Annotated in this window: 13 protein-coding genes; 12 read left to right on the forward strand and 1 reads right to left on the reverse strand. The window is 47.9% G+C overall.

What is annotated here, in order from left to right; translation table 11 throughout:
• Window positions 1-35: 35 nt before the first annotated feature.
• Entirely contained in the window at window positions 36-2,003 is a 1,968-nt protein-coding gene (locus tag ACYQ0C_RS20180) for an alpha-L-arabinofuranosidase C-terminal domain-containing protein (protein ID WP_016274630.1), read from the reverse strand.
• A 200-nt stretch (window positions 2,004-2,203) separates the two neighbouring features.
• Here ACYQ0C_RS20180 and ACYQ0C_RS20185 point away from each other — a divergent pair, with 200 nt between their 5' ends.
• The 12 genes from ACYQ0C_RS20185 (at window position 2,204) to ACYQ0C_RS20240 (ending at window position 14,656) form a co-directional block, all read left to right on the forward strand.
• Entirely contained in the window at window positions 2,204-4,147 is a 1,944-nt protein-coding gene (locus tag ACYQ0C_RS20185) for a glycoside hydrolase family 97 protein (protein WP_244964563.1), read from the forward strand.
• A 118-nt stretch (window positions 4,148-4,265) separates the two neighbouring features.
• On the forward strand, window positions 4,266-5,747 hold the full coding sequence (gene cysS, locus ACYQ0C_RS20190; protein ID WP_016274632.1) for a cysteine--tRNA ligase: 1,482 nt from the start codon (window positions 4,266-4,268) through the stop codon (window positions 5,745-5,747).
• Between the two features lie 136 nt (window positions 5,748-5,883).
• Window positions 5,884-7,407 (forward strand): flexirubin biosynthesis tyrosine ammonia-lyase FlxA, encoded by a 1,524-nt coding sequence (flxA, locus tag ACYQ0C_RS20195; protein WP_016274633.1) that lies wholly within the window; start codon window positions 5,884-5,886, stop codon window positions 7,405-7,407.
• Window positions 7,404-7,865: a hypothetical protein gene (locus ACYQ0C_RS20200; protein ID WP_016274634.1), complete on the forward strand. Its 462-nt coding sequence runs from the start codon at window positions 7,404-7,406 to the stop codon at window positions 7,863-7,865. The genes flxA and ACYQ0C_RS20200 overlap by 4 nt, the downstream gene beginning before the upstream one ends.
• Entirely contained in the window at window positions 7,862-8,590 is a 729-nt protein-coding gene (flxB, locus tag ACYQ0C_RS20205; RefSeq protein ID WP_016274635.1) for a flexirubin biosynthesis SDR family reductase FlxB, read from the forward strand. The genes ACYQ0C_RS20200 and flxB overlap by 4 nt, the downstream gene beginning before the upstream one ends.
• Window positions 8,591-8,597: 7 nt before the next feature.
• Entirely contained in the window at window positions 8,598-9,827 is a 1,230-nt protein-coding gene (locus ACYQ0C_RS20210; RefSeq protein ID WP_016274636.1) for a beta-ketoacyl-[acyl-carrier-protein] synthase family protein, read from the forward strand.
• Window positions 9,828-9,847: 20 nt separating this feature from the next.
• Window positions 9,848-10,099: an acyl carrier protein gene (locus tag ACYQ0C_RS20215; RefSeq protein ID WP_016274637.1), complete on the forward strand. Its 252-nt coding sequence runs from the start codon at window positions 9,848-9,850 to the stop codon at window positions 10,097-10,099.
• Window positions 10,099-10,983 (forward strand): lysophospholipid acyltransferase family protein, encoded by an 885-nt coding sequence (locus ACYQ0C_RS20220; RefSeq protein ID WP_016274638.1) that lies wholly within the window; start codon window positions 10,099-10,101, stop codon window positions 10,981-10,983. Before ACYQ0C_RS20215 ends, ACYQ0C_RS20220 begins: the two co-directional genes overlap by 1 nt.
• Before the next feature lie 13 nt (window positions 10,984-10,996).
• Window positions 10,997-12,067, forward strand: coding sequence for a FlxJ family methyltransferase (locus ACYQ0C_RS20225; protein WP_016274639.1), 1,071 nt, complete (start codon window positions 10,997-10,999; stop codon window positions 12,065-12,067).
• A complete protein-coding gene (locus ACYQ0C_RS20230; protein ID WP_005850196.1) occupies window positions 12,064-12,501 on the forward strand; it encodes a hotdog family protein in 438 nt (145 codons plus the stop codon). The genes ACYQ0C_RS20225 and ACYQ0C_RS20230 overlap by 4 nt, the downstream gene beginning before the upstream one ends.
• A complete protein-coding gene (locus ACYQ0C_RS20235; protein WP_005850194.1) occupies window positions 12,498-12,941 on the forward strand; it encodes an acyl-CoA thioesterase in 444 nt (147 codons plus the stop codon). The genes ACYQ0C_RS20230 and ACYQ0C_RS20235 overlap by 4 nt, the downstream gene beginning before the upstream one ends.
• Window positions 12,926-14,656, forward strand: a complete 1,731-nt coding sequence (locus ACYQ0C_RS20240) for a beta-ketoacyl synthase N-terminal-like domain-containing protein (RefSeq protein WP_016274640.1) — start codon at window positions 12,926-12,928, stop codon at window positions 14,654-14,656. The genes ACYQ0C_RS20235 and ACYQ0C_RS20240 overlap by 16 nt, the downstream gene beginning before the upstream one ends.
• Window positions 14,657-14,658: the final 2 nt, after the last annotated feature.

The following is a 14,658-nucleotide window of genomic DNA, read 5'->3' on the forward strand; positions in this document are numbered from 1 at the left end:
CGGGCTGCACACACTCGCTGGAAAAGGAAGGTGGCTTATTTCTTCTCTTTGACAAACTTATAAAGGACAAAGGTTCTGGGAGCGACTGTCGCATTCAGCACATGACCGTCAACAGCGACAGCACTTTCCTTCGGAGTGATGACCTCCGGATTTCCTACCGTATTATCCTTGTCCAAATCGTCGGACTGCAACAAGATACATTTTCCATCAGCCAATATATCATTCTTCTTCAGTCCGGTGAAAGTCAACGACACCGGTTGTGCCTGATCTGAAGTATTGGCGATCTTCACCATGTACGCCTGTTCATGCTTGTCCCATACGGCACTGGCAAACAAGCCATCCTGACCGCTCACCGCTTTTTTATCCATCGTCAGTGGCAGTACATGCGTTCCTTTGTGATGAGCATAAAGCTGCTGCACATAGTAGCTGCAAGTACGGACGGAGTTCAAGTTATCAAACCAGATCAGATCCGGACGCCACTGCCATCCTTCCACATGAGCAAACAAGGGAGCGTATGTAGCCATGTGCACCACATCGGCATTCCGTTCCAGTCCGGTCATGAAAGCAGCTTCCATTAAGGCAGCGTTGAAATGATTCCACTTCTTGCCTTTCCCGTGACAGGCATACTCTCCGGCAAACACCTTCGGACCTTTGCGGTCATAGTGGTCATAACGGTTGCCCTGTGACAGGAACCAGCTTTCGGGACGATAGAAATGCTCATCCACCAAATCCACTTTCAGGTTTTTCATTTCCGGCCACAGATAATCAAAGTCCTTGCCTTCGGACTGAGGTCCCGAGCTGCCGACGATCTTGATTTCGGGATGCGCCTTACGAAGCACTTCGACAAAGCGTTTCAGACGCTCCGGATATTCCGGCCCCCATTGTTCGTTGCCAATGCCCAGGAACTTCAGATTAAAGGGAGCGGGATGTCCCATATCGGCACGGACTTTTCCCCAAGGGGTTGTGACATCACCATTGGCAAATTCAATCAGATCCAACGCATCCTGTATATACGAATCGAGTTTGGACAGGCTGACCTGCTGGTCGGGAGCGTTCTGATACTGGCAGATCAGCCCGCAGTTCAGAATAGGCAGCGGTTCGGCACCTATATCTTCCGACAACTGGAAATACTCAAAGAAACCCAGTCCGTAAGTCTGGAAATAATCGGGGAAGAAACGATGCTTGAACGTATAGTGCCAACGGTTTTCATTCAACGGACGGTTTTCTACCGCTCCCACAGTCTTCTTCCATTCATAACGGGTAGCCTCATCGGTGCCTTCCACAATACAACCGCCGGGAAAACGGAAAACACCGGGCTTGATATCATATAAAGCCTGAACCAAGTCCTTACGAAGCCCGTTCTTACGTTCCTTCCAAGTATCTACCGGAAAGAGAGACACATGCTCCAGGTCTACTGTACCGGGACTCTCAAGGAAAATGCGGAGATGGGCCTTGGGCTCTGTTCTTGGCGATTTCAATATCACCTCATATTGTTTCCATTCCTTCGAGTTCACCGTCAGTTCTTTGGATTCAAAGGCCTGTCGTTCCTCCATGGTATCATTCCTGATCAATTCAATGCGAAGTTTCTGATTCTCACCGCGTGCCCATACGGAAAAACGATACCCGGCCCCTTCCTTGACACCGATGCCGAAGAAACCTTCGTTTTCAATTCCTGTATGTTTTTCCCTGTGACCGGAATTGCCCAGACGGACATAATGCGGATTACGTTCGAACGGTCCGTCGTCCATCAATGTCACATTGCCGAAAATAGTCCACCCCATAAAACGTTGCGGGAATTCAAAGGAACGGTTCTTTACCAGTTCGGCATACAGGCCTCCGTCGGCTCCGTAATTAATGTCCTCAAAAAACAAGCCATACATGGTGGGCTGTATTTCCGCACCCGGTTTATTAGTCTGTACGACCATGTTGTGCACATTCTGTGCATGTAGCGCTACTCCGGCAGCAAACGCCAATGCTGTAAATAGAGTTCTGTGTAATTTCATGATATGATTAGCTTAAAAATTAAAATTCTCCGAACAAAGATAGAAAAAGATAGTATTTGAGAGGAAAGACAAGATACGATTTATTGTGATAGGCCGCAATTTGAATGATTTGTATACCCTATGTGACTATTTTATTTCCTCAGGACATCAGTTTTATTCTGTAATTTTGCCTCCATCATCAAACCAATAAGATTAAAATCATGAAAACACTCATCAGTTTAGTCATCGGACTAATCACCTCTCTGACGGTTTCGGGACAAAGCGTCACAGCATCCGGGCCAGACGGAAATCTGAAAGTAAATGTATCCGTAAAACAAGGCATCCCCGTTTATTCCGTCACTTATAAGAACAAGACCATTCTGGAAGACTCACCGTTAGGTTTCGTCGCCAATGTGGGAGACTTCAGCCGGGATATGACTTTCACCGGACAAAAAGAGAATAAAATAGATAAAACCTATACGCAAGACCGCATCAAACAATCACAAATACACTACCGGGCCAACGAACTGACCTGTACCTTGGCCAATAAGGAAAAGAAGAATATCCATGTAGTGTTCCGCATAAGCAACAACGATATCGCTTTCCGCTACGAAATGCCTAAATATGGCGACACGGGAAGTATCGTGATAGAAAAAGAGACGACCGGTTTTGATTTTCCCTCTTTCACCACCACTTTCCTCTGTCCTCAAAGCGATGCCATGATAGGCTGGAAACGTACCAAACCCAGCTATGAGGAAGAATACAAAGCCGATGCCCCCATGAATGTACGCTCAGCATACGGACACGGCTACACGTTCCCCTGCCTGTTCCATGTAGGAGAAAACGGCTGGGCGCTTATCAGCGAAACCGGAGTGGACAGTAAATACTGCGCCTCACACCTGAGCGACGCCACCGCCGAAGGGCTCTATACCATCGCTTTCCCCATGCCCGAAGAAAACAACGGTAACGGCACGACAACCCCCGGCCTTGCCTTGCCCGGCTCCACTCCCTGGCGCACGATTACGGTAGGCGAAAACCTGAAGCCCATTGTCGAAACAACCATTCCATGGGATGTAGTGGAACCTCTCTACCCAACAGAACACACCTATAAAATGGGACGCGGCACCTGGAGCTGGATACTCTGGCAGGATGGAAGCATCAATTTCGAAGACCAGAAAAAATATGTGGATCTTGCCGCCGCCATGGGATATGAATATGTATTGATAGACAACTGGTGGGATACGAATATAGGACGCGCCCGCATGAAGGACTTCATAGACTATGCAAACAGCAAAAATGTAGACGTATTTTTATGGTATAGTTCCAGCGGCTACTGGAATGATATCGTGCAAGGTCCCACCAACTACATGGACAACCCCATTGTCCGTAAAAAGGAAATGAAATGGCTGCACAGTCTGGGAGTGAAAGGCATCAAAGTGGACTTCTTCGGAGGCGACAAACAAGAAACCATGCGGCTGTACGAAGCCATCCTGAGCGACGCGGACGACAACGGGCTGATGGTTATTTTCCACGGCTGTACCATTCCCCGCGGATGGGAACGGATGTACCCCAACTACGTAGGCAGCGAAGCCGTACTGGCATCCGAGAACCTGATTTTCCAACAACATTTTTGCGATGAAGAAGCGTTTAACGCCTGTCTGCACCCATTCATCCGCAATACGATTGGTTGTATGGAGTTTGGCGGCACATTCCTCAACAAACGCCTCAACCGCAACAATGACGGCGGAAGCATACGCAAGACCACCGATGTGTTCGAACTGGCGACAGCTGTTTTGTTCCAAAATCCGATCCAGAACTTTGCCTTGGCACCTAACAACCTGACCGACGCCCCCCAAGTGTGCCTGGACTTCATGAAGCAAGTACCCACGACTTGGGATGAAACAAAATTTATTGACGGCTATCCGGGCAAGTACGTAATACTGGCACGCCGCCATGCCGATAAATGGTACATAGCCGGCATCAATGCACAAAAAGAACCGCTGAAATTAAAGTTGAACCTGCCCATGTGTGGGATAGGAGATCAAGTGATGCTTTATCAGGATGATAAAAAGCGAAATCCTCACGCTGAAGAGATAACATTGAAAAAAGAGGGAGAAGTCACCCTCACCATCCAACCGGAAGGTGGAGTTATTCTGGTGAAGTAATTTCATACAAACAGATCAGAATCTGCATATTGTCTCCAAACAATATGCAGATTTTTTGTTAATTATTAGCCAAATACACACTTTAATTTATAACTTTGCAAGCCTAATAGAATGAATTATGGAAAATAAACTAACCATTTACAATACATTGAGCCGCCAAAAGGAACTTTTCGTTCCTTTGCATGCCCCCCATGTAGGTATGTATGTATGCGGCCCTACCGTATATGGCGACGCCCATTTGGGACACGCACGTCCTGCCATCACGTTCGATATCCTGTACCGTTATCTTACTCATTTGGGATACAAGGTACGCTATGTCCGCAACATTACCGATGTCGGCCATCTGGAACATGACGCCGATGAAGGCGAAGATAAAATTGCCAAGAAAGCCCGCCTGGAACAACTAGAGCCCATGGAAGTGGTACAATATTACGTGAACCGCTACCACAAGGCTATGGAAGCCTTGAATGTGCTTCCACCCAGCATCGAACCACATGCATCGGGCCATATCATTGAACAGATAGAGCTGGTAGAAGAAATCCTGAAAAACGGCTATGCATACGAAAGTGAAGGCTCCGTGTATTTCGATGTAGCCAAATACAACAAAGACCATCATTACGGCAAACTGTCCGGCCGCAACCTGGACGATGTGCTGAACACCACCCGCGAACTGGACGGACAAAGCGAGAAGCGCAACCCTGCCGATTTCGCCTTGTGGAAATGTGCACAGCCCGAACACATCATGCGCTGGCCCAGTCCGTGGAGCAACGGATTCCCCGGCTGGCATTGTGAATGTACCGCCATGGGCAAAAAGTATTTAGGTGAACATTTCGATATTCACGGAGGAGGAATGGACTTGATCTTCCCGCACCACGAATGTGAGATCGCACAAAGCGTGGCCTCACAAGGAGATGATATGGTTCACTACTGGATGCACAACAACATGATTACCATCAACGGACAGAAGATGGGTAAATCATACGGCAACTTCATCAATCTGGACGAGTTCTTCCACGGTACTCACCCATTGCTGACACAAGCCTACAGCGCCATGACCATCCGCTTCTTTATCCTTCAGGCACACTACCGCAGCACAGTGGACTTCAGCAACGAAGCGTTACAGGCGGCCGAAAAAGGTTTGGAACGACTGACAGAAGCAGTGAAAGGGCTTGACCGCATCACTCCGGCGACACAAACCACCGGCATAGAGGGAGTAAAAGACTTGCGTGAGAAGTGTTATACAGCCATGAATGATGACTTGAACTCACCGATTGTCATTGCCCATCTGTTTGACGGTGCCCGTATGATCAACACGGTTCTGGATAAAAAAGCGACCCTCTCCGCCGAAGACCTGGAAGAACTGAAAAGTGTGTTCCATCTCTTTATGTATGAAATTCTGGGACTGAAAGAAGAAGCCGCCAATAACGAGGCACGCGAAGAGGCATACGGTAAAGTAGTGGATATGCTGCTGGAACAACGCATGAAAGCCAAAGCCAACAAGGACTGGGCGACAAGTGACAAGATCCGTGATGAGCTGGCCGCTCTTGGTTTCGAAGTAAAAGATACCAAAGACGGCTTCACATGGAGACTGAATAAATAAAATACGTAGAGCGACACTGGTTTTTTCATCACAGATTACCTGTGTAATCTGTGGTGAACCTTTCGAAACGCGCTACTTATTTTAAGCTAACTGCTTTTGCAGAAACTATACAAAACTGTTTTATCGCACAAACCAAATGATAGCAGAGAAAACAATAACTTTAGCGTCCCTGTATAAGATCTTGTTTGAAGAAGAACCCCTGATACTCTCCGGTCCATGTATACAAAAACTGGAAGAGAGTTTCAATTTTCTGAAAACATTCTCCAACGACAAGATCATCTACGGAATCAATACCGGTTTTGGACCGATGGCCCAATATCGTATTGAAGATGAATCCTTGTCACAGTTACAGTACAATATCATCCGCAGCCACGCCACCGGTGCCGGGCAACCTCTGCCTGAACTCTATGTCAAAGCTGCCATGATTGCACGTCTCTATACGTTCCTGCAAGGAAAATCCGGTGTACACAAAGAACTGGCACTGCTCATTACCGAATTTATCAACCGGGGGATCACTCCATACGTACCCGAACACGGCAGTGTAGGAGCCAGCGGCGATCTGGTGCAGCTCGCCCATATCGCCCTCACACTGATCGGAGAAGGAGAAGTCTTTTACCAAGGCAAGAAAAGAGATACGGCATCCGTACTGGCGGAAAACGGATTGCAACCCTTCCAAATGCACATCCGCGAAGGACTTTCAGTGACCAACGGCACTTCGGTCATGACCGGTATAGGCATTGTCAACTTGATCTATGCGCGGCAACTGATGCAGTGGGCGGTGGGAGCATCGGTCATGATGAATGAAATTGCCGCCTCGTATGACGACTTCATGTCCGAACCACTGAACGAAGCCAAACATCACGAAGGACAGCAGGAGATAGCCCGCATGATGCGCCAATGGGTGAAAGGCAGCCAATGTGTGCGCAAAAGAGAAAATGAACTTTACAACGGGAAACACGAAGAGAAAATCTTCACTCATAAGGTGCAGCCTTATTATTCGCTGCGCTGTATCCCACAGATTCTAGGACCGGTTTATGATGAACTGCTCAATGCCGAAAAAGTATTGATAAACGAAATAAACTCCGCTTGTGACAATCCGATAGTGGACCCTGACACACAAAATGTGTATCATGGCGGTAACTTTCACGGAGATTACATCTCATTTGAAATGGATAAACTGAAAATAGCGGTTACCAAACTGACGATGCTTGCCGAACGGCAGATCAATTACCTGTTTCACGACCGCATCAACGGCATTCTGCCACCTTTTGTCAACCTGGGAGTACTGGGGTTGAACTATGGCTTGCAAGCGTCGCAATTTACCGCAACCTCTACTACGGCAGAGTGCCAGACCTTGTCCAACCCGATGTATGTGCACAGCATCCCCAACAACAATGACAATCAGGACATTGTAAGCATGGGTACCAATTCCGCACTGCTGGCAAAGACTGTCATTGAAAATGCTTATCAGGTGATGGCTATCCTGATGATGGGTATTGTACAAGCCATTGATTGCCTGGATATAGCCGGCCGGCTAAGCCCCCGGTCGCAACAAGCATATCAAGAGATACGGGCCTTTTTCCCTGTATTCCGGGAAGATACGCCCAAATATAAAGAGATAGAAGAAATGATCATTTTTTTAAAGAAGAAGCAACCATGAAAAAAATCACCCTATTACTTATAGCTTTGTGCCTGGCAATACACATCAAGGCACAAGGAGAAACGCTGAAAGAACTTGTAGCTGAAGGAAACAAAGCCTATGTAGAGTTTGTCGATGTTAAAAAGAATATTCCGGAAGCCCAAGAAGCTATTCACAATATACTAGTGGGAGAAGAATGGAACCGCTGGCAATTGGTTGATTCTAAGGAAGAAGCTGATTTCATCCTTAAAGTATCAGTAGAGAAAAAAGGGGTGAACCTGCTCAGCTTAGCTTCGGACGGCGCCCGCGTCCGGGTCATTGCCGAGGTAAGCGATTTGAACGGGAAGAGGCTTTGGAAATCCAAGCGTTATCAGGGAAATGCTTCAATCTTCACCGGTTTTTCCGCTCTGGACGATGCTATGCGCAAACTGGTGCGCAGAGCACTGAAAAAAGGATTATTAGAAGAGTCTGAAAAATGAAATACGCATTAGTAACAGGAGGAAGCCGGGGCATCGGACGAGCCATTTGTCTGAAACTGGCCGAAATGGGATATCAGATACTGATAAACTACCAAAGCAACGATACGGAAGCGGAAGCCACTCTGCAACAGATACGTGAACAAGGCTCGGACGGTGAACTGATGAAATTTGACGTGACCGACGCAGCAGCCGCGCACGCCGCACTGAACGGCTGGATGGAGCAGCATCCCGATACCTACATTGAAGTGCTGGTGAACAATGCCGGCATACGCCGTGACAACCTGATGCTGTGGATGGAACAGGATGAATGGAGCCGGGTATTGGATATCAGCCTGAACGGTTTCTTTAACGTGACCCAACCCTTGCTGAAAAATATGCTGGTCAAGCGGTTCGGACGTATTATCAACATCGTCTCCCTGTCGGGCATCAAAGGGATGCCGGGACAAACCAATTATTCGGCAGCCAAAGGCGGAATGATAGCCGCCACCAAAGCACTGGCACAGGAAGTGGCCAGAAAACACGTGACGGTGAATGCCGTAGCACCGGGATTTATCCGTACGGATATGACAGAAGGCATTGATGAAAATGAATGGAAAAAACACATTCCGGCAGGACGGTTCGGCGAACCCGGGGAAGTAGCCGCTCTGGTAGGCTTCCTGGCATCCGAACAAGCCTCCTATATCACCGGAGAGGTAATTTCCATCAATGGAGGAATCTATACATAAGCAGAAAATGAGAAGAGTAGTGATAACAGGCATGGGTATCTATTCGTGCATAGGCAGGAATCAGGATGAAGTAAAAGACGCTTTGTTCCAAGGGCGTTCCGGCATCGGAATTGATCCGGTCCGTAAGGAGATGGGGTATTTTTCCGCATTGACAGGAATTGTCGAACGTCCTGACCTGAAGACGTTACTGGATCGCAAAAAGCGGCATAGCCTCGCCGAACAGGGAGAATACGCCTATATGGCTACCTTGGAGGCATTCCGCCAGGCACAAATAGACGAGGAATTTTTATGGAACCGTGAAGTTGGCATATTGTACGGCAATGACAGTAGTGCCGCCCCGGTAATCAATGCCATTGACGTCATCCGTGCCAAAAAGAATACGGCTATGGTGGGCTCCGGCTCCATCTTCCAGTCCATGAACTCCACAATAACCATGAATCTTTCGGTTATTTTCCATTTAAAAGGAATTAACTTTACCATATCGGGAGCTTGCGCCAGTGGTTCACATGCCATCGGCATGGCGTATCTGCTGATCAAATCGGGACTTCAAGACTGCATTCTGTGCGGAGGGGCACAGGAAGTGAATCCCTATTCCGTGGGTAGTTTCGACGGATTGGGCGCATTCTCCACCCGAGAGGGCGAACCGGAAAAGGCATCACGCCCCTTTGACAAGGGACGGGACGGACTGATTCCCAGCGGAGGAGGTGCCAGTCTGGTACTCGAAAGTTATGAATCTGCCGTTAAGCGCGGAGCTACTATTCTGGCAGAAGTCATAGGATACGGTTTCTCATCAAACGGAGATCATATTTCCGTACCGAATGTGGACGGCCCCAGACGCTCCTTGCAAATGGCAATCAACGATGCGGGCATTCCTTTGGAAGAAATCCAATATATCAACGCACACGCCACCTCCACCCCCGTAGGAGATTTGAACGAGGCAAAGGCGATAGCGGAAGTATTCGGAAATCATCATCCCTACGTCACATCCACCAAGTCACAAACCGGACATGAGATGTGGATGGCGGGCGCCAGCGAGGTGATCTATTCTACCTTAATGATGAATAACGGCTTCATTGCTCCCAACCTTAATTTTGAAGAGCCCGATGAAGCCTCTGTCCTGCTGAATATTCCTACCCGGAGGATAGAAACGGAATTTGATACCTTCCTGTCCAACTCATTCGGATTCGGGGGAACCAATTCCTCACTGATTATCCGTAAATTGAAAGAAAACAATTAATTCAAACCCATATATAGCTTATGACCAACGAAGAAATCATCGAAAAGATCAGAACCACTCTGGCCGAAGAATTTGAGATTGACGTAGAACTGATCCAGCCGGACGCACCTTTGATGCAGACCTTGGAACTGGACAGCCTTGACCTGGTGGATATGGTAGTGCTGATTGACAAGAATTTCGGTTTCACTGTTACCGCCAAGGATTTTGTCGGTATCAGGACCTTCCAGGATTTCTATAATCTGGTAATCTCACGTATACAAAAAGAAGACTGATGTCCGGGACATGGAAAGGTAAGACAAGAGGAGGCACATTCGGATACATGTTCTTTATCTACATGATCCGCTGTCTGGGGATAACTGCGGCCTACGGCTTTCTGACGCTGGTCGTCCTCTACTTCATACCTTTCGCACCGAAAGCAACGGGCAATACCTGGCGTTATGCACGGAACAGGCTGAAATACGGACGGCTTAAATCCGCCGCACTGCTCCTGAAAAACTATTACCGGCTGGGACAGATATTGATTGACAAAGTAGCTATCGGCAACGGAATGACGGATAAATATCACTTCGAATTCGAGAACTATGCTGAATTCTTGAACGTACTGAATGGAGACACCGGAGTGATTATGATAGGCGCCCATGTGGGCAACTGGGAAATAGGCGCTCCTTTCTTCGATGAATATGGCAAAAAGATCAATATCGTCATGTTTGATGCCGAACACCAGCGGATAAAGGAGATTTTGGAAAAGAACGCCTCTACGCGAGACTACAAAATAATTCCGGTGAATGAAGACAGCCTGACACATGTATTCCGCATCACGGAAGCGCTGGACCGCCGGGAGTATGTCTGCTTTCAGGGAGACCGCTATCTGAATAAAGAAAAGTTACTCACGACTTCTTTCATGGGAAAAGAAGCCAAATTTCCGATGGGCCCTTTCCTGTTGGCTTCGAAGCTAAAAGTACCCGTCGTATTCTATTTTGCCATGCGTGAAGCCCAAAGAACGTATCGTTTTCATTTCTTTATAGCCGAGACAGTAGTACGGACGAAAGAGAAACGGGCCGAACAGGCATTATTAGAGCAATATACACAAACGCTGGAAAAGGTTGTCCGGCAGTATCCGGAACAATGGTTCAATTACTACCCGTTCTGGACATAAAAATAAATCTGGTATGATGCATAAAAGATATACAAAAGAACAATGTACGGCTGCCGAAGCGCAAAGACTGGCACAAGAGATAGCTTTCGGTCCTGTGGTATTCCAAGTATCGCGCCTGATGTTGAAATTCGGAATTTTCCAATTATTGGCCGACAAACGGGAAGGATATACGCTGCAAGAAATCAGCGGGCGGACCGGACTGACACGCTATGCGGCACAAGTATTACTGGAAGCATCGCTGACCATCGGAACCATCCTGTTGGAAGAAGACCGTTATGTACTGGCCAAGGCAGGCTGGTTTCTGCTGAACGATAAAATGGCTCGTGTCAATATGGAATTCAATCACGATGTGAACTATCAAGGATTGTTCCATCTGGAAGAAGCTCTTTTAAACGGGCGTCCGGAAGGATTGAAAGTATTCGGAGAATGGCCTACCATTTACGAAGGTCTGTCCCAATTGCCGGAACAGGTACAGAAAAGCTGGTTCGGCTTTGATCATTTCTATTCGGACCAGTCATTCGGCAAAGCATTGGAAATCGTGTTCAGCCATCACCCGAAACGCTTGCTCGATATTGGCGGGAATACCGGCAGATGGGCCACACAATGCGTACAATATAATAAGGAAGTGGAAGTAACCATCGTGGACCTGCCTCAACAACTGGAAATGATGAGAAAGCAAACTGCCGGTTTGCCCGGTGCCGAACGCATACACGGTCACGGCGCCAATCTGCTGGATCGGGACGTGCCCTTTCCCTGTGGTTTTGACGCTGTATGGATGAGCCAGTTCCTGGACTGCTTCTCGGAAGAAGAAGTCACCAGCATCCTGACCCGTGTGGCACAATCCATCGGCAAAGACAGCAAAGTCTATATTATGGAAACATTATGGGACCGCCAACGGTATGAAACCGCGTCTTATTGCCTGACACAAATCAGCCTCTACTTTACAGCAATGGCCAACGGCAACAGTAAGATGTTCCATTCGGACGACCTGATCCGCTGCATTGAAAATGCCGGATTGGAAGTGGAAGAAATTCAAGATAACATAGGACTGGGACACAGCATCCTGCAATGCAGACTGAAATGAGCAGCAAAGAAATCATCTGTCAAGGAGAAGAACTGTTCCGGCTGATTCCCCAACGCCCGCCCATGGTAATGATAGACCGCTTCTATGGGATAGAAGAAGATACATCCTGGTCAGGGCTGACCGTCACTACCGACAACCTGTTCTGCCGGGACGGTGTATTACAGGAAACGGGAATCATAGAGCATATCGCCCAGTCGGCGGCGGCACGTGTAGGTTATATCTATATGCTGCGGAAAGAACCTGTACCATTAGGTTTTATCGGTTCGGTAGAAAAGATGAAACTATTCCGTCTTCCTTCTGCCGGAGCAGAACTATATACCGGTATAACCATCGTTCAGGAAGTATTTGATATCACCCTGATTACCGCCGAGGTAAAAGAAAACGATGAATTGCTGGCCGAATGCCGGATGAAAATATATCTGAAGAAAGAATGAAACGAAAAACAAGTCCACATCAGGCGGCACTGACGGACCGGACCACCATCAAAGTCCGCTTCAGTGAGATCGATTCCATGCAGATAGTATGGCATGGAGAATATGTGCGTTATTTCGAAGACGGACGCGAAGCTTTCGGAAAGCGGTACGGCCTGGACTATATGAGCATCTACCGGGAAGGATATGTAGTACCTATCGTAGATCTGACCTGCCAGTTCAAACAACCGCTGTCTTTTGGTGAGGAAGCGATTGTCGAGACACGGTTTATCCACAGTGATGCCGCCAAAATCCTTTTTGAATACACCATCTACCGGGCATCGGACCAAAACATTGTGGCAACAGGAACCACTACACAGGTATTTCTGAATACAAATAGAGAACTGGAACTGGTTAATCCTGCCTTTTACATAGAGTGGAAAAAGAAATGGAACATCATCTGACTACCTATATCACCCATGATACCCTGATCAGCGCGCTGGGTTTCGGCACACAGGAAAATCTGGAAGCCATCCGGAGCTATCACAGCGGTATCACCCTGCAGACGGACAAACGGATTGCGGACACTCCCCTATTGGCAGCTACTCTCTCGCAAGAGAGATTGCAACAACAGGCGGAAGCCATAGGAGTAAGTGGCTATCCCCGGATGGAACAACTGTTCATACTGACTATCAACGAACTCATCCGTCAGTCCGGACAAACTTTGGAAGACAAAACCTGCGGACTCATCCTCTCCACCACCAAAGGGAACATCGACTTACTGGCCCGCCATACGGGACATCCGGATGAAGCGGTCTTTCTTTGGAAAATGGCAGAAAACATAGCCGGTTATTTCCATGCCGAGAAACGGGTGCATCTCATCTCCAATGCCTGCATTTCAGGAGTGTCAGCCCTCATAGTCGGAAAACGCATGATAGAGAACGGTATCTACCGCCGGGTAATCGTAGCGGGAGGGGATCTTCTCTCTCATTTCATCACCAGCGGTTTCCGGTCTTTCCGGTCTCTCAGCTCCCGCCCCTGCCGTCCGTATGACAGCAGCCGTGACGGATTGAACCTGGGAGAGGCCTGCGGAGCCGTATTATTAAGTACGGAAAAGACACCGGGCAGCATTATCCTCTCCGGAGGTGCCGTAAGCAATGACGCCAACCACATCTCCGGTCCTTCCCGCACAGGAGACGGACTCTATTTCGCCATCCGCCAAGCCATGCAGGAGGCAGGGACAGCCCCTCAGGACATCAGCTTTGTCAATGCACACGGCACAGCTACCGTATACAATGACGAAATGGAATCCAAAGCCCTCACACTGGCTCATCTGGAACAAGTACCCGTCCATAGTTTGAAGCCCTATTTCGGCCATACCCTGGGAGCATCGGGAATCATTGAAAGCATTATCTGTATGCACGAACTGAAACAAGGCATCCTGTTCGGCACTCCGGGTTACGAAACGCCGGGAGTTCCTATGCCGATACCGGTCTATGCAACCCACCAACACATTCCGATGAAACATTGTGTAAAAACCGCTTCGGGATTCGGTGGGTGTAATGCGGCCATTGTCTTGTCTTTACCGGAATATGTTCCGTTCAAGGATGAGGACAACACCTTGCCCGAAATCCGATGTACACGGGAGGTTCGTATTGAAAATAGTTCTGTCTTTCTGGACAACGAACTTATTTTTCATTCCGAAGAACCGGATTTCGGCACATTTATACGTGAGACCTATAAAAAAACAGGCGGAAACAACTTGAAATTCTATAAAATGGATGACCTTTGCAAACTGGGATATGTGGCCGCCGAATACTTGCTGGAAGGTAAGACTTTCGCTCCACTGGAAATGGGGATGTTACTTGCCAATGCCGCTTCCTCTCTGCATACGGACATCAGACACCAGCAACTGATAGACCGGGAAGGGGACCAGGCAGCCAGTCCGGCTGTATTTGTTTACACACTGCCCAATGTCGTATCCGGCGAGATTTGCATCCGCCACAAGATACAAGGGGAAAACACCTTTTTCATCACTGAAGCCTATCAACCGGAAAAACTGGAAAGATACGCACGTATAGTCATGCAAAAAGGCAAACTGAACTATTGTATCATCGGGTGGTGTGAATTATGGAAGAACACCTATAAAGCAGTATTTAAACTGATTGAAAAACAATAAAG

This window comes from Phocaeicola sartorii JCM 17136 = DSM 21941 (assembly GCF_054653615.1).

Bases quoted from the DNA above. Each gene is read 5' to 3' on its own strand.
- ACYQ0C_RS20185 (WP_244964563.1), top strand. From the start codon at position 2,204: ATGAAAACACTCATCAGTTTAGTCATCGGACTAATCACCTCTCTGACG.
- ACYQ0C_RS20200 (WP_016274634.1), top strand. From the start codon at position 7,404: ATGAAAAAAATCACCCTATTACTTATAGCTTTGTGCCTGGCAATACAC.
- ACYQ0C_RS20225 (WP_016274639.1), top strand. From the start codon at position 10,997: ATGATGCATAAAAGATATACAAAAGAACAATGTACGGCTGCCGAAGCG.
- flxA (WP_016274633.1), top strand. From the start codon at position 5,884: ATGATAGCAGAGAAAACAATAACTTTAGCGTCCCTGTATAAGATCTTG.
- ACYQ0C_RS20180 (WP_016274630.1), bottom strand. From the start codon at position 2,003: ATGAAATTACACAGAACTCTATTTACAGCATTGGCGTTTGCTGCCGGA.
- ACYQ0C_RS20230 (WP_005850196.1), top strand. From the start codon at position 12,064: ATGAGCAGCAAAGAAATCATCTGTCAAGGAGAAGAACTGTTCCGGCTG.
- ACYQ0C_RS20220 (WP_016274638.1), top strand. From the start codon at position 10,099: ATGTCCGGGACATGGAAAGGTAAGACAAGAGGAGGCACATTCGGATAC.
- ACYQ0C_RS20235 (WP_005850194.1), top strand. From the start codon at position 12,498: ATGAAACGAAAAACAAGTCCACATCAGGCGGCACTGACGGACCGGACC.
- flxB (WP_016274635.1), top strand. From the start codon at position 7,862: ATGAAATACGCATTAGTAACAGGAGGAAGCCGGGGCATCGGACGAGCC.
- ACYQ0C_RS20210 (WP_016274636.1), top strand. From the start codon at position 8,598: ATGAGAAGAGTAGTGATAACAGGCATGGGTATCTATTCGTGCATAGGC.
- ACYQ0C_RS20215 (WP_016274637.1), top strand. From the start codon at position 9,848: ATGACCAACGAAGAAATCATCGAAAAGATCAGAACCACTCTGGCCGAA.
- cysS (WP_016274632.1), top strand. From the start codon at position 4,266: ATGGAAAATAAACTAACCATTTACAATACATTGAGCCGCCAAAAGGAA.
- ACYQ0C_RS20240 (WP_016274640.1), top strand. From the start codon at position 12,926: ATGGAACATCATCTGACTACCTATATCACCCATGATACCCTGATCAGC.